13 protein-coding genes are annotated in these 14,446 nt (G+C 58.3%); 2 read left to right on the top strand and 11 right to left on the bottom strand.

Annotated features, from left to right (window positions below; translation table 11 throughout):
- Window positions 1-41 precede the first annotated feature (41 nt).
- The 6 genes from M017_RS0125150 to M017_RS0125120 form a co-directional block, all read right to left on the bottom strand.
- Complete coding sequence (locus M017_RS0125150; protein ID WP_031501014.1) at window positions 42-575, bottom strand: DUF4136 domain-containing protein; 534 nt, start codon at window positions 573-575, stop codon at window positions 42-44.
- Between the two features lie 83 nt (window positions 576-658).
- A complete protein-coding gene (locus tag M017_RS28335) occupies window positions 659-2,869 on the bottom strand; it encodes a 3-keto-alpha-glucoside-1,2-lyase-like domain-containing protein (protein WP_051670858.1) in 2,211 nt (736 codons plus the stop codon).
- Window positions 2,862-4,031 carry an MFS transporter gene (locus tag M017_RS0125135; protein ID WP_031501013.1) on the bottom strand — a complete coding sequence of 390 codons (1,170 nt, stop codon included), beginning with the start codon at window positions 4,029-4,031 and terminating at the stop codon, window positions 2,862-2,864. The genes M017_RS28335 and M017_RS0125135 overlap by 8 nt, the downstream gene beginning before the upstream one ends.
- Before the next feature lie 4 nt (window positions 4,032-4,035).
- Complete coding sequence (locus M017_RS0125130; protein ID WP_031501012.1) at window positions 4,036-5,442, bottom strand: DUF1501 domain-containing protein; 1,407 nt, start codon at window positions 5,440-5,442, stop codon at window positions 4,036-4,038.
- Window positions 5,443-5,449: 7 nt separating this feature from the next.
- A complete protein-coding gene (locus M017_RS0125125) occupies window positions 5,450-7,402 on the bottom strand; it encodes a DUF1549 and DUF1553 domain-containing protein (protein ID WP_051670857.1) in 1,953 nt (650 codons plus the stop codon).
- Window positions 7,403-7,451: 49 nt separating this feature from the next.
- On the bottom strand, window positions 7,452-8,216 hold the full coding sequence (locus M017_RS0125120; RefSeq protein ID WP_031501010.1) for a class I SAM-dependent methyltransferase: 765 nt from the start codon (window positions 8,214-8,216) through the stop codon (window positions 7,452-7,454).
- Between the two features lie 115 nt (window positions 8,217-8,331).
- On the opposite strand from M017_RS0125120, the gene M017_RS28330 reads away from it, so the two are divergent.
- Window positions 8,332-9,498, top strand: coding sequence for a sensor histidine kinase (locus tag M017_RS28330; protein WP_051670856.1), 1,167 nt, complete (start codon window positions 8,332-8,334; stop codon window positions 9,496-9,498).
- Window positions 9,476-10,219 carry a LytR/AlgR family response regulator transcription factor gene (locus tag M017_RS0125110; RefSeq protein ID WP_031501008.1) on the top strand — a complete coding sequence of 248 codons (744 nt, stop codon included), beginning with the start codon at window positions 9,476-9,478 and terminating at the stop codon, window positions 10,217-10,219. The genes M017_RS28330 and M017_RS0125110 overlap by 23 nt, the downstream gene beginning before the upstream one ends.
- 89 nt (window positions 10,220-10,308) lie before the next feature.
- On the opposite strand, the gene M017_RS0125105 is transcribed toward M017_RS0125110, so the two are convergent.
- The 5 genes from M017_RS0125105 to M017_RS0125085 all read right to left on the bottom strand — a co-directional run bounded on the left by M017_RS0125105 (window position 10,309) and on the right by M017_RS0125085 (window position 14,427).
- On the bottom strand, window positions 10,309-11,235 hold the full coding sequence (locus M017_RS0125105) for an NADP-dependent oxidoreductase (protein WP_031501007.1): 927 nt from the start codon (window positions 11,233-11,235) through the stop codon (window positions 10,309-10,311).
- Between the two features lies 1 nt (window position 11,236).
- Window positions 11,237-12,388 carry a hypothetical protein gene (locus tag M017_RS0125100; protein WP_031501006.1) on the bottom strand — a complete coding sequence of 384 codons (1,152 nt, stop codon included), beginning with the start codon at window positions 12,386-12,388 and terminating at the stop codon, window positions 11,237-11,239.
- Window positions 12,389-12,427: 39 nt separating this feature from the next.
- A complete protein-coding gene (locus tag M017_RS0125095) occupies window positions 12,428-13,105 on the bottom strand; it encodes a DUF3108 domain-containing protein (RefSeq protein WP_031501005.1) in 678 nt (225 codons plus the stop codon).
- A 141-nt stretch (window positions 13,106-13,246) separates the two neighbouring features.
- Window positions 13,247-13,702: a cytochrome C oxidase subunit IV family protein gene (locus tag M017_RS0125090; protein WP_051670855.1), complete on the bottom strand. Its 456-nt coding sequence runs from the start codon at window positions 13,700-13,702 to the stop codon at window positions 13,247-13,249.
- A 20-nt stretch (window positions 13,703-13,722) separates the two neighbouring features.
- On the bottom strand, window positions 13,723-14,427 hold the full coding sequence (locus tag M017_RS0125085) for a cytochrome c oxidase subunit 3 family protein (RefSeq protein WP_031501003.1): 705 nt from the start codon (window positions 14,425-14,427) through the stop codon (window positions 13,723-13,725).
- Window positions 14,428-14,446 lie beyond the last annotated feature (19 nt).

Here is a 14,446-nt window from a genome sequence, read left to right as displayed (position 1 = left end):
ACCCTGAAAGGTCGGCCTTTGTTCTTCCAGAGGACGGAAGTCTAGCCTTTGGGCATCGGGGGAAATTTCTTAAACAGATCTTTCACGGTCTGCTTTAGGTTCTTTTCGTTCTTTTCGGGCTTGTTGGAGAGGACTTTACTCGCCCCTCCGCGCCAGATGAGTTTCTTCGATTGTGCATCGAAGATATCGACGGTCAAATTGCCAACGGGGATGTAGTCCACACTGGTGACGGATCGACCGGAACTCATTCCACCGAATCCGCGCCAACCCCAGCCTCCGCCGAAGTTATCGTAGTAAGTTTGCATCTGTTGCTGTTGCCGTGTGGCGCCGATGGCCGTGACCGCCGCATCTCCACCCGTATCCACCTTTTGCCAGCCTTTGGACATCAGTTCTTGATCGATGTCCGCCTCGATGCGATCTTTCCAAAGCTCGCTATTGGCTCTCACCTTCAGCCAAGAGTAAGTCTTGTATCGGCTGAAGTCGACAGATTTGTCATAGTCGGTGACTACGTCAGCAGCCATCAGAATCGCAATCGCGGCAGTGGAGGCGAAAGCGGTTTTTATCCAGGGGTTCATAATGCAGTGCTCCTGGCTTGTAGAGAGAACCCACGCACATTTCGTTCCCGAGGCGATGTGTGGCTACACACAGGCAGCGTTGTCTAGTGGCCGGAAATCGATGCGGCAATTTGACGATCGGCGGATTTCAGTGGTAACAAATCGATGCGCCGGACATAAATCTCCGCCATCTCACTCTGCACTTGGAGTTTGCCTTGTGTGTGCGACAAGTCATAGGCGCTGCTGACGACTTTGCCGTTTAACAGGCAGACCATGCGGTCGCCTGCGGCGATGACTTCCTGGCGATTCCATTGGCCTTTCGGCTTCTCCACCTCGGCCTTGCTACGGAAGTTGACTTCGTCTTTCCACTGCTTCGAGCGGCCATACCAGTTGATGCGGCCCTTGCTTCTGGTGACGGGTTTGCCTTTGGGATCGTAGTAGAGTTCCTTGCCATCCTCGGTGCACAAGCAGGTGGCCGTCATCGGTGTGGTGGCGGTAACGACGAGGATGTCGCCTGAGCCGCCTTCGATGATCTGGGATTCGTAGGATTCCAGCCAGATGCCGCTATAGCCACCATCCGGGCCAACGCCGTGAATCAGGATGCCGCTGTCGCGCGCTTTGCTCTCGCGCGGTGTCCAGGTCTTGTCGCCCCAACGCCATTCCACGACGAGGCGGTAATCGCGATAGGCTTCTTTACTGACGATGCCGCCCCACTCCTGTCCGGAGATGTGCAACTCGCCATTTGCCACCACAAACACATGGTTCGGATCTTCGTGTTTGCTCTCTCTGGTGTAGGTGTAGAAGTTGGTCAGATCCCGGCCATTGAAGAGTTGGATCGGTGCTTTGGGCGTGATGGCGGTGTTGTCGGGAGGGGCGGCGCCGTAATCCCAGGCGGCGCGAAAAGGAACTGGCGCTTCGTTGCGCGTGTCGAGTACCGGCTTCAGCGACCGGATGAGCTCGATACTTTCCCGCACCATTCTTGGGCCGGCGTCGGGCACCAGATTCGTGTAGCTGGTGAGACGTTGTTCGTAGCCGCCTCCGTGCTCGCCGAAGGCGTCGAGAGTGGGGACATAGCCGACGCAGCCGTTGGCGAGTGAGACCGGACTGGTGTAAGGGAAGGGACTCGCTTTGCGGATCTCGAGCCCGAGCGCGACGAACATCTCGCCAGGCGCACTCGTGTACACCGCAGGACCAATCGCAATCGCCTGGAGCTCGATGGGCATGCTGGGCTGCTTCTGCAATTGGGCATCGAGCAGCAACACTTCTTTGGCAAAGACCGATTCAGCGGTGTGGGGCGCGGCGATGGTGGCCTTTGCTTTCGCGATCCGGTCGGCTCCAGGAATCCTGCGGCCCTCGGGGTAGATCTTCGCTGCTGTCGAGATCTCCGGGATGGGCTGCGGGTGCATCGACAAGAGCAGCTTTACGGCTTCCGCTCCCACTCGGCCGCCGATCAGGCGCGCCGATTCGAGGCCGCTTGGGGCAGGGGATTTGTCGAGGTTATTCACCTGAGTCACATCGCCCGAGAAGCCTTGCAGAAAGACGACGATGACGCCGTCGCCGAAGGCGCCGCGGATGGTGCGCTCAAGAAAGTAGATCCAGTTGGCGGAGATCGCGGGCGGGTTGGTGGTGGCGTGGCAGGAGTAGTTGACGATGCAGCCGATCAGTTGCTTGGAATCGTTGAAGACGCCTGCGACGGTGAGGGTTCCATCGATGGGGCCCGCCGCTTCGACGATGTCTGGATTGTTAGGACGAGGATGGGTATAAGTGAGTCCGTTCTTCATGCGGAAGCGGCGATTGAAGATGGCCGCTTCCTCCTTGCCTGTGCCGAAGCCGATGCTGTTGGGTTGTGCGTTGCGCTTGGCGTTCTCGATCGCACGCACGGTCTGATTCTCCACCAGCTGCAAATAGGCCGGGTCCGCTGCAGAGCTTTGCCGGTAGGCCAGATCCTGGATGGCAGCGGAAGCGTGATCGTATTCGCCGGGCTGGACCATGCCGATGGGACCGGAAGAATGCGAGTGCGATGCGCCGAGCATCACTTCGATGCCGGGAACGCGGGCGCGGATCTTCTCTACCAGATGACGCGGGATCATCAGTGCGTCGAGACCCACCAGACAAACCTGTTTTCCGTTGTTGGCAAAGTAAGCGGCGCGTACCTTGCAGGGGTCGTGCAGTGCCTTGTGAAACTGCTTGAAATAGTTGCCGGGCATTTCGCTGCCAATGGCCGGTGTGATGTCGGCTTCTGCAAAGCCTGCCTTGCCTTCTGGAGACTGGGCGGCGAGAGCGAGTGGGAGCGCGAAGAAGTTTCGTCTATGCATGTTGGATGAGTTTCGGTTTTCGTTCAGAGATCCAGAGCAGTGTGAAGATGATGCAAACAATTACCGGCAGCGCCGTTACAGTGCGGAGTGCGGCGGCGGGTCCGGATTGATCGTAAACACGGCCGATGAGCGGCACGGCGAAGCTATTGCTGAGCATGCCCACGCCGCCCATCAGCGCGAGCAGAAATCCGCCGCCTTTCGGAAAGCGTTCGGCTGTGATGCCGAGCATTGTGGGCCAAAGGAAGGTGACGCCGAGGGCGAAGAGCGCAGAGGCGGCAAGCGTGGCCACGGCGCCACTCGCCATGCTGAGGCTGTAGAGTCCGATGCCTGCCAGTAGCGTGCTGCCCATCATGAGTTGCAGGCTGGAGATGCGCTCAAAGACCCATTCACAAGAGGCACGGCCCACGGCCATGATGCCGCTGATCCAGACGAGCAGCGCGATGCCGGGGAGTCCGGTGGTCTTAGAGAGGATGGAGGGCACCCATTGGTTGGGCGCGAGTTCCGTCGCGGCTGTGAGAATCATGCAGCCAAAGAAGAGCAGGAAGATGGGCCGCAGCGCTTCGGCATAGATTTCGCGGAAAGGGACGCCGTGCTCGACGGCCTCGGTGCGCGGGAAGGGGAGTCGAAACAGCATGACGGCGTAGATGACGGTGGGGACAAGGATCATCGCCGTCTTGATGCGCCAGCCCATACCGGCTTCACTCATCGCCCAACAGAGCAGGCCGCCAATGACAATGCCGCCGGGGAACCAGAGATGGAGCAGGTTGAGCTTCTGTACTTTCTGTTCGGGGTAGAGTGTGGCGGCGAGCGGATTGACTGCAGCCTCCACGAGGCCATTCGCGATGCCGATCGCCAGCGTGGCGGCGTAAAGGCTGGTGAAGCCTTGGGCGGCTATGGTGCCGAGGATGCCGACGAGATGGAGGAGGAAGGCACTGCTGAGCAGCGGTTTCATGCCAATGCGGTCACAGAGCGGACCGCCGATCAGCATGGCGACTGTAAAGCCCCAGAAGGCGGTGGAAGCCGTCCAGCCGACCTGTTCGTTGGAAAGCGCAAACTCGGCGGTTTGCGCGTCAAAGATGTCGCCACGAATGGCGAAGCAGAAGGCGGTGGCGATGAGCGCCATGCAACTACCGTTGAAGAGAGACCGGCGATTTGTGTTCATGAGATCAGACGATCTCTTTTATCACTGTTCCTTCAATTTCGGTGAGTCTTTCTTTGCGGCCGAGGTGAAGATAGCTCAGAGCATGCTGGTTGAGGCCCAGTTGATTGAGAACAGTGGTGTGGATATCACGGAAGTGATAGGGCTTCTCGATCGCGCGCAGACCGATGGGGTCGGTGGCTCCGACAACGGTGCCACCCTTGACACCGCCTCCAGCCATCCACATTGTGAAGCCGAGATTGTGATGGTCACGGCCCTTGTTGCCTTGCGATTCCGGACTGCGTCCAAACTCGCCACCCCACAGGACCAGTGTCGAATCGAGCAGGCCGCGTTGTTTCAGATCTTTGAGCAGGGCGGCAACCGGCTGATCAGTTTGCGCTGCCATGCGGAGGTGATTCTCTTCGATGTCCTCGTGCGCATCCCATTGCAGATTGCCGGGGCCACCGCCCGAGGTCACACAGACAAAACGAACGCCCTTCTCGACCAATCTGCGGGCGAGCAAACAGCGGCGGCCATAGTCGTCCGTCGGCTCCTTGCCAATGCCGTAGCTCTCGCGGGTGGCTTCTGATTCCTTTGCAATGTCGAAGACTTCAGGCGCTTCCATTTGCATTTTGAAGGCAAGGTCGTAGGCGGCAATGCGGGCTTCGAGTTCGTTGTCTTCGCCCTGAATGCCGGCGCGGTTCATCGCCTTCAGATATTGGATGGTCTTGGTGCGTTCCTCAAGGCGGACGCCGGGCGGCAGGTTCAGGTTCAGTACTGGCTTGGCGCCCGGGCGCATGACTGTTGGCTGGAACACGGCGGGCAGGAAGCCATTGGCATACATCGGCTGGCCTGCTTCGAGCGCACCGTGTGGATCGGGCAGCACGCAATAGGCGGGAAGGCTGTCGCTCTCGGTACCGAGACCGTAGACGGTCCAGGAACCCATTGACGGAAAGCCGGGAATGATGCGGCCGGTCATCATCTGGTATTGGGCGGCCGAGTGGACGACCATGTCGGCATGAACGGAACGAATGACCGCAATGTCATCGATGCACTGGGCGGTATGGGGCAAGAGGTCTGAGACTTCGATGCCCGACTTACCGTACTTCTGGAAGCTGCGCTTGGTGCCGAGCAGTGTCGCGTTGTTGGTGACGAACTGGTACTTCGCCTCGCCAAACTCGGCGGGCCGCTTCTGGCCGTGCAGTTCGTTCAGCAAAGGCTTCGGATCGAAGGTCTCCATGTGACTGGGACCACCGGCCATGAACAGAAAGATGACGGACTTGGCCTTTGCCGCGTGGTGGGGCAGCTTGGGGGCGAGCGGATTGAGCGTGGCTCCGCTGGCTTGGAGGGCGCCATAGGCAAGGCCGCCAAAGCCGCAGAAAGCGTCTGTGAGAAATTCGCGGCGGTTGCGGGTGTATCGGATGTGCTCGGACATGGCGTTCCTAATTGATGTACATGAAGGCGTTGAGATTGAGGATGGCGAGTGCGAACTCGTGGGGTTGCGCAGTGCGCGCAAACTCGAGGGCGGCGGCGCGTTCCTTGGGATTGGGCAGACGGCCGGCCGCGAGCAGAAAAGCGTGGTCCACTTTCTTGGCAAGATTGTTGCCGGCCAGCTTGTCGAGCCGGGTGGCGAAGGCTGTCGCCTGCTGGTTGCTGAAGGTGCCGTTGAGCAACTCGAGGGCCTGCGGTGCATGAGTCGACGTGTCGCGGCGCGCACAACTGACCAGGCCATCGGGAGCGTCGAAGACTTCCATCATCGGAAGGTGCATGTTGCGCTTGACGAGCAAGTAGAGGCTGCGTCGATTGTGTTCGGTGAGGTCTGGCGTCACCTTCCATTGCGAGGGCGCATAGAGCGCGACGAGCAGTTCCTTCTCGAGCGGTACGGTGACCGAGGGGCCACCGGCCTTTGGATTGAGATTGCCAGACACCGCAAGCATCGCGTCGCGCATCTCTTCGGCATCGAGACGGCGGCGGCTAAATTTCCAGAGCAGCTTATTCTCGGGGTCCTGTTCTTCGGCCTTGGCATTGACGGTGTCGCTGGCCTGCTGCCAGGTATTGCTGGCCAGGATCAGGCGGTGGATGTGCTTGACGCTATAGCCGCTGTTGACGAACTCGTTGGCAAGGTAATCGAGCAACTCGGGATGCGAGGGACGGCCTCCCATGCGGCCAAAGTCATTCGCCGTCACCACGAGGCCTTTGCCGAAGTGATACTGCCAGATGCGATTCACCATCACGCGTGCGGTGAGTGGGTTGTCCTTGGCGGTCACCCACTTGGCGAGCTTGGTGCGCGGCGCCGTTGTTTCATTCGATTCAGGGGCTCCGTCTGCCAGCAGAACGCCCATCGGACGCATACTGACGGAGTCACCTTTGTTGGCGAAATCGCCCCGCGCCAGCAGATGCATTGGCGTTGCTTTGGCCATGTCATTCTTGACGGCAAAGATCGTTGGCGGCACGGGAGGTTTGCTCTTCTCGAGATCGTCAATCTGTTTCTGGACGGCGTCCTTCTCGTCCGGCTTGGCCTTGGCCAACTCGCCGTTCAGTGTTTTGATCTTGGCATCGATTGGCTTAACGATTGCTTCCCACTGTGCTCGATCGGCACTGGGGGTGAGCGGAAAGTCGTTCTCGAGCGTGCCCGAGAAGTAAGCCTGCATGCGGTAGTAATCGCTCTGCCGGATGGGGTCGAACTTGTGGTCGTGGCAGCGCGCGCAACCGAGCGTCACACCGAGAAAAGCCGCACCGACTGCGTTGGTCATCTCGGTGAGGACTTCATTGCGCGAGGAGGCCACTTCCTGGTTGCCGGCGTTCTTGCGCAGCGGACCCAGGCGATTGAAACCGGAGGCGATCAGCAGTTCCTGCTCCGCTGGGGCGATCTCATCGCCGGCAATTTGCTCCTCGAGAAAGCGGTCATAGGGCTTGTCGTTCTGGAAAGCGCGCACGACGTAATCGCGATAACGCCAGGCCTCTGTGCGGTGCGTGTCATATTCAAATCCATCGCTTTCGGCATAGCGGACGACGTCGAGCCAATGCTGCCCCCAACGCTCGCCGTAGTGAGGCGAATCGAGCAGTTGGTTGACGAGATGCATCCAGGCGTCGGGGCGCTTGTCGGTGACGAAGGCCTTGATCTGTTCTGGGGTGGGTGGGAGGCCGGTGAGATCGAAGTAGACACGGCGGGCCAGCGTTGCGCGGGAGGCGGCCGGCGAGGCCGTAAAGCCTGCCTTCTGCAAGCGGGCGAGGATGAAGGCGTCGATGGGCGATTTTGCGAGGGCCGGGATCTCCGGATTGGCACGGGGTTGGAAGGCCCAGTGCCGCCGTTCCGCGGCGCTATATTTGCCAAGAGGCGCGACGTTTGACGCGATCAACTGTCCGATCAGCATCAGCACCAATAGGCTTTTCATTGCGAACTATTCTATGAAAATGAATATTTCGAAACAAGGGGTGGCGGCGTTAAGCGCCTGAGATTGCAGGCCGCTGGACCGCGTGGAAGCGCAAACGCACATAGTCGGCAACCCAGTTGCCCTCTTTGTCCTGTAGCGCAGGCTGCAATAGTGTGACAGCCCGGTCGAGGATGCGCTCCTGGACTTCCGCTGGCAGCCCGTCGCCGAAGGGCTGGGCAAAGGTGCGCAGCCATCCGGACATGCCGGTAGGCAGCGGTGTGGGGCGGGGGATGAGTTCGATCGAGATCGTGTCAAAGCCATGCGCATCGAGCACGGCTTTGAACTCCGAGGGAGTTGGATAGTACCAGGAGAAAGTGGGTTGGGGTGCACCCTCGAGTTCCACAGCAGCACGGATCGCCGTGGCGATGGCTGCGATATTACCAAAGCCTCCAAACTCTCCGACAAAGCGGCCACCGGCATGGAGATGGCGTTGGACGCTGGCGACGGTTGCGTGGATGTCCTGGGTCCAGTGGAGGACGGCGTTGGTGAAGACTGCGTCAAAGATGCGGTTCAGATGAAAGTCGTGCATGTCGGCGAGTGCAACCGGAAGCCCGCGCTGCGCGGCTGCCGTAATCATCGATTGCGAGCTGTCGATGCCGAACACATGAACTCCGAGCGCTGCCAGCTTTGCGGTGAGCGCTCCGTCGCCGCAGCCAAGATCGAGAATCGACTCTCCGCTCACCGGCGCGAGTAACTCCACTACGGGCATTCCGAGATTGGATACAAATCTTGCGTTCTGTGCATAGCGCTGGGCGTCCCATTTGTTCTCCGCCATGCCTCTATTGTGCGCTCTCTCAGAAAAGTCGCTTTGCCGTGATCCTTTCGCTGTCGAGTTTCCGCGATCCATTTGTGATGAGACGGTCCACGTTTGTGCGGAAGGGAATTGAGCATTGTACGATGCGGAACTAGCTTGGAACTTGCAGCGGGAGCAGGATGGACGGAGTGGCATGTGGCTGGTCACTTTGTTCTGGGGAGTGATGGCGATTGTGTCGGTATTCCAGGCTTATTCCTTCTATGCCGGGATCCCGGAAAGCCCGCCGGTCTCGCTGTTGATCTATCTGGCGATTGTGTTCAGTGTGTTGTGGGCCTTGGCAACGCCACTCATCTTTGTACTGGCGACACGCTTTCCGCTGGAACGGCAGACTCTGACGGCACATCTGCCCTTGCATCTCTTATTTAGCCTTCTGGTCGGCGTGGGACATCGGGTGATCTGGTTGCACTTTAGCGTTCCGGCGTTGCAACCCAGCTTCAGGATGCAGTGGGTATGGACGGACCTCGTCACGAGTTTTGAAGATCAGGCGATGGTCTATTGGGTGATCTTAGCGGTGCATCAGGGCGTACTGTATTACGGCAAGTACCAGGAAGGAAAGCAGCGAGCGGCGCAGCTTGAGACTCAGTTGATGCAGGCACAGTTAGCAGGACTCAAGATGCAGTTGCAGCCCCACTTTCTATTCAATACTCTGCATACAATTCACTCTCTTCTCGATGTACGGTCGGACCACGCGAGCGAGATGATTGTGCGGTTGAGCGAGTTTCTTCGTCACTCTCTTGAGAACACTGGGGAGCAAGAGGTGAGTCTGGAACGCGAGCTGGATTTTATCGAGCTCTATCTCGAAATCGAACGCACTCGCTTTGAAGAGCGGCTCCGCGTGGAGTATGAAATCGAAGCGGATACTCTGCAGTACCTGGTACCGAATTTTTTGTTACAACCCCTGGTGGAGAACGCGGTGAGACACGGCATCTCGCAGTTGCCCCGTGGCGGAACTTTAAGAATCTCAGTATTTCAAGGGAACGGAAATTTATCGATCTTCGTTGCTAACAGTGGGTCCTTTCTATCGTCTGATCCGCTAAGAGGGACTCGCCGGACAGGAATTGGTGTGGCCAATACCAAGGCTCGGCTGCGAGCTTTATATGGCGACAACCAGAGCTTCTTGCTGCGGAATTGGTCTGAGGGTGGTGTCGAAGTGGCCATCCAGATTCCGGCCCGGACTGCTTCTGAGAATTTCGAGCAATTAGAAGGAGAGACCCTGACTCATGAGAGTGCTTATCGCGGATGACGAACGGATCGCACGGCAACGCCTGCTGAGTCTTCTGGAGCGGGAAGACGATGTGCAGATCGTTGGAGAGTGTAGCGATGGAGCCGCGGCAGCGGAGCTCTTGAAGTCCAGGCCTGTGGATGTGGCGTTTCTCGACATCGAAATGCCTGGCCAGAGTGGGCTCGAAGCGCTCGGCTTTCCGGAGAGGACTACGCAGCCGCTGATTGTATTTATTACTGCGTTTGAACAGTACGCGGTGCGGGCATTTGAAGCCAATGCGTTCGATTACTTATTGAAGCCATTTCGCGAGGAGAGGCTCCGCAATACCTTGACGCGCTTGCGCGGCCATCTCGCACTCCTCAAAAGGCAGGCATCTCCTGTGACTCGTGATACGGCGGTTGAAGATGTGGAGCGGATTCCGATCAAGTCCAACGGGCGTATCATCCTGTTGCGGACGGATGAGATTGATTGGGTGGAGGCCGAGCATAACTATGTGCGCCTTCATACTCGAGGGATTACGCATCTGATTCGCGAGACGATGACAGCGCTGGAAGTGAAGCTAAATAGCCGCAGGTTCCGGCGCATCCATCGCTCAACGATTGTGAATGTCGACCGGATCCGGGAGATCCAGCCGTGGTTCCGCGGCGATGCGATTGTGATTCTCGACAACGGCCAGAAGCTGACAGCCAGCCGGAACTTCCGCGACCGGCTCAGCGAGTGGTTGGATCGGCCTGCGCGCTAGGACAGTCCTTGCTTGCTCCACTTGTGTTGGCTGTGACATCTGTGACCTTGGGCGACAGCGTGGGCGCGGAATCGTCCCAGACCAGCGACCTATGGTCGAATCAACAATTTGCCACGCGTACGGCCACTCTGGCTAGCGGCAAGAGCTTGTGGGACTTCGTGCAGCGCGAAGGTGGTGTCGATCAGGATTCGTAATACACCCAGGTCGACGAGCTTGGCAATCTCGCGAATGCGCTCGCCGGAGGGTTGGATCCCGTAGATTGCCGAGCGCGCTTCATAGGGGGCGAAGCAGGGCGGTGCCGGAAGTGCATAAACGGAACTCACGTAAGTGCCACCCTGCCGCAAACTGGGCAGAGCGGCGATGCCGCTTTCCGGTCCGACGCAATCGAAGATCAGATCGACATTCTGTACAACGCTGGTGGTGGCCTGAGTATGGTAGTCAATTGGAACCGCGCCAAGATCGCGGATCAAGTCCTGGTTGCGAGCCGAAGCCGTTGCAAACACACGGGCGCCTTTCCACAATGCGAGCTGGATCGCCAGCGAACCCACTCCCCCCGAGCCGCCAAGAATCAGAACCTTCTCCCCCGCCTGCAACTTGCCATGGGTGAAGAGGCCATCCCAGGCCGTAATGCTCGCGACGGGAAGACCGGCGGTATCGGCCAGCGGAATCGATTTGGGTGCATGCGCCATCTCCGCCTCATAGACCAATACGTACTCGGCAAAGGCGCCACAGCGCAGCAGATTGGGATAGCCAAAGACCGGGTCTCCGACCTCAAACTGGCTGGTGCCTGGCCCTAACGCTTCTACCGTCCCTGAAATGTCGCAGCCCAGGGTGTGCGGAAACTCGATCGGCAAGACATCGCGCATGAAGCCTTCGCGGATCTTCCAGTCCACCGGATTCACCGCTGCCGCCGTGACCTTGATCAGCAGCTCTCCGGTTCCAGGCGTTGGCACGTCGATCTCGTCGATGCGCACGGCGTCGATTCCGCCATAGCTGTGGATTCTTGCCGCCTTCATCTTAGGGCTTTGACGGCTTGGAGCCGATTTCCTTCTGCACTTCGCGCGTCATACTCTCGGGGACCTTAGGCTTTGCCGCCGGAGTCTCCTTGGCTGGCGCTTCATTGATGAGGTCCGAGCCAAGCGGTTCCGGAGTGTCGAAGGTGATAGAGGTGTCGGAGCCGAACTTGCGATAGTTCCGGAACTCGATATCGTTGCGCATCATCAGACGTCCCTCCCGCATCCGCATTTCGGCACGGAGTGGCAACAGGAAAGTGACGCCGCTGATCTCGGTGTAATCGTAGTCGAGGAGATTCTTAGCGACTTGGATCGGGAAGCTCGATGGGATATCGATCGCCTCCATCGTCACTCGCGAAATCAAACCGTTGGCCGCATCGGCAAAGATCAGGCCCGTGTAAGCCGGGCGGATGGTCATGGTCTTTTCGTAGCTGATTCCCCATTGGGAATGGGCTTGCGACACGTTGTAGCGAATCACGTGATTGCGGCGGCCGCGCAAGGTCGCCCATCGTTCCCAGGAGAACTGCGCTTCAGTAGCTGGCTCAAAGATCTCGCGCAGCATCGAGCCAAATTCGCCAGTAGAGGAGGCGCCTCCGATCTTGTCCCAGTCAATGTCCTTGTACTGGTTGTTGAGGAAGAGAACCTTCTTTTCTTCCTTGTGCTGGAAGTAGCTGAGCTTGGCGGTGATGGTGTCGGCGGCCACCCAATATTCGAGGCCGTTCGGATCATAGAAGCGGCGGGTGACCTGGGTGCAGAGGAAGTCCGGAAGCTGCTTGTCGTAGTTCAGCGCATACTCACGCAGGCTCTCGATCAACTTCTTCTGTTCGTCGGCCGAGGGTGGGGGAATCAGCCGCGCCACAGGCTTCTCCGCGGGCTCGTTCACCTTAGGTGCCGGGAGCGTTGCGCTGGCGCTCACCATCGACTGGAGTTGTTCATAGGTCTTGGGCCCCATGCCGCTGGCCAGGAGATCTTCCACTCGTCCGGCAGGCAGGCGCTCAGTCAAAGTGACTTTTTTCAGGTAGGCGGCCACCTGGGCATCCGGGTGTTTCAACTTGGCGGAGCTCTTCACAAAACTGACGAGCTGATCGGCACTCAGCTTGATCTGAGCTTGTACGTTGAGGCACCAGAGAAGAACCAGGACCGCGAGATGCTTCATATTTATAGGATACGGCTCTCTGGTCGCCAGCGTTGCAAACTACTGGTGCTTCTCGAGAACCAAGTTGACGGTGCCGATATAGAATCGAAGCGCGATCCGGATCTGAACAGGGATGCGAGCGGCGTCGTCCGTCAACCAGACATGCAGCCGGGCCTTGCGGGCGTAGAGCACTCCATCAAACAGGTAGGCCTCCACCCGGATTGCTTTGAAGTCTCCGGCAGGCGTCTTCACCGTCTCCCGGTCCTGGACTTCGATCCGGGCGTTGACAAACTTTTTGCCATCGCTCATCGGAAGGGTGAAGGACATGCCCGGTTCGAGCTTCATGTGGCGGAGTTCGACGAGCGCGCCAATGATGTCATGCGTACAGCCGGGGATGTCCACCTGCTTGTCGACCGTCTTGTTCAGGATGAGGTCGCGTTCTTTGTAGTCAACCTTCTTCTTGATGCGGTCATAGGTGACCATGGTCTCGCGCTTGCGGGAACCTTCAGCCGCACGCATCAGAGTGGATAGAGTACAGCCCCGCTCGTCCAGATTGGTGGAATAGTCATCCTTGACCGGAAAGAGTTTGTTGACGAGGCCGGCGCTTTCGATGTGCACGTTCGCCTGACCACCGCGGGCGTGTGCAGGATTCCATTGGAGGAATGCTTTGCCCGCGTCGACCAGGCGCCATTCGACACGATATTGAAGATTGAGAGGCTGATCTTGAGCCTGCAACAAGACAGCGACTAGAGACCAGGCAATGAGGATCTTTCGCAGAGGCTTCCCCTTTCGAGACAGAAAACAGGAAGGGCGCTCCAGTTTGAAATCATTCTCGAGCGCCCTTCCAAGACTATCTTAATGCGGACTGTGGGAATTTCCCTAGTGATGTGCCGGAGCTTCATGGCCAGCAGCAGGAGCTGCCGGAGGAGCTGCTACCGGCTTGCCTGCGGCATCGTTCAGGCTGGGCAAGGCAAACACGTTGACCGGACCTTTGTAGGTGGCCGGGCGGGAATCAAAGCGCGAGTCCTGGTCAATCAGGCAGAATGCGAGAAAGACGGCAAGAAAGAGCAGCGTGCTGACAAAGATGATGCCGTTGATCGCCTTGTCGTCCTTCAAATGCATGAAGAACAGAGCGACCAGGGTGGCCTTGATCGTTGCAATGGTCATGGCGATGACGACGTTGGCGGTGGAGGAGCCGAAGTCGTAACGCGATGCCGTCACGGTGATGACCGTGAGAACCAACAGGATGAGGAGAATATACAGATACCCAGTCCACTTGTGCTCGTGGAAATGATCGCCAGTGCCGTGGTCGATAGATTGACTATGAGTGCTCATGTTGAATTAGAACTTTCCGTTTAGGTGATCAGGTAAAGGAGCGGGAACAGGTAGATCCAGATCAGGTCGACCAAGTGCCAGTAGAGCCCGATAAGGTCTACGGGGGTGAAGTACTCGCTGCTGTAATCGCCCTTGATTGCGCGGATGACCAGGTAGGTGATGGCACCCATGCCGCCAAGGACGTGGAAGCCGTGCAAGCCCGTCATCATGAAGTAAAAGCTGAAGTAAACGAACATGTTCGGCACGAGGTCGGGTCCGGTGTAGTGGAAAAACTTACCGGGAAGAAGACCATCGTGGAACTTGTGCTGGTACTCGAAGAACTTGACCACCATGAAGCCGCCGGCGAAGGCGAGCGTGGCCAGAAGATTCATAACCAGCATCTTCTGCTTGTTGCCGTTGCGGTTGTTGCTGGCTGCCCACACCGCCATCACCATGGTGAAGGAGCTGATGAGCAGGAAGCAGGTGTTGAGCGCTCCCATCTTCCAGTCCAGATGATGGTGACCGGCGATGAAAGCCTCGGTGTGCCGCGTCTGCATGATTCCGAAGCCCACAAAGAGGCCTCCGAAGAGCAGGATTTCCGTCGCCAGGAAGAGCCACATACCAATCTTGGAGGCATCGAACTGCTGCTCCATCGTGGCGTAGTGGTGCTGGTGAAACGGGTTGTGTGGGTGGCCGTCGTCGTGGCCGCCTTGCAAACTAGAAGTCGCTTCGTGCGCTTGACTCATTACTCAGTTTCTCGTTTCA

The organism is Bryobacter aggregatus MPL3, assembly GCF_000702445.1.
GTDB classification, from domain to species: domain Bacteria; phylum Acidobacteriota; class Terriglobia; order Bryobacterales; family Bryobacteraceae; genus Bryobacter; species Bryobacter aggregatus.
This window is presented reverse-complemented; position numbering and strand designations above follow the sequence as displayed.

What these genes read in the sequence shown, in the direction of transcription:
- M017_RS0125150 (WP_031501014.1), bottom strand. Translation starts at nt 575, where the DNA reads ATGAACCCCTGGATAAAAACCGCTTTCGCCTCCACTGCCGCGATTGCG.
- M017_RS28335 (WP_051670858.1), bottom strand. Translation starts at nt 2,869, where the DNA reads ATGCATAGACGAAACTTCTTCGCGCTCCCACTCGCTCTCGCCGCCCAG.
- M017_RS0125135 (WP_031501013.1), bottom strand. Translation starts at nt 4,031, where the DNA reads ATGAACACAAATCGCCGGTCTCTCTTCAACGGTAGTTGCATGGCGCTC.
- M017_RS0125130 (WP_031501012.1), bottom strand. Translation starts at nt 5,442, where the DNA reads ATGTCCGAGCACATCCGATACACCCGCAACCGCCGCGAATTTCTCACA.
- M017_RS0125125 (WP_051670857.1), bottom strand. Translation starts at nt 7,402, where the DNA reads ATGAAAAGCCTATTGGTGCTGATGCTGATCGGACAGTTGATCGCGTCA.
- M017_RS0125120 (WP_031501010.1), bottom strand. Translation starts at nt 8,216, where the DNA reads ATGGCGGAGAACAAATGGGACGCCCAGCGCTATGCACAGAACGCAAGA.
- M017_RS0125110 (WP_031501008.1), top strand. Translation starts at nt 9,476, where the DNA reads ATGAGAGTGCTTATCGCGGATGACGAACGGATCGCACGGCAACGCCTG.
- M017_RS0125105 (WP_031501007.1), bottom strand. Translation starts at nt 11,235, where the DNA reads ATGAAGGCGGCAAGAATCCACAGCTATGGCGGAATCGACGCCGTGCGC.
- M017_RS0125100 (WP_031501006.1), bottom strand. Translation starts at nt 12,388, where the DNA reads ATGAAGCATCTCGCGGTCCTGGTTCTTCTCTGGTGCCTCAACGTACAA.
- M017_RS0125090 (WP_051670855.1), bottom strand. Translation starts at nt 13,702, where the DNA reads ATGAGCACTCATAGTCAATCTATCGACCACGGCACTGGCGATCATTTC.
- M017_RS0125085 (WP_031501003.1), bottom strand. Translation starts at nt 14,427, where the DNA reads ATGAGTCAAGCGCACGAAGCGACTTCTAGTTTGCAAGGCGGCCACGAC.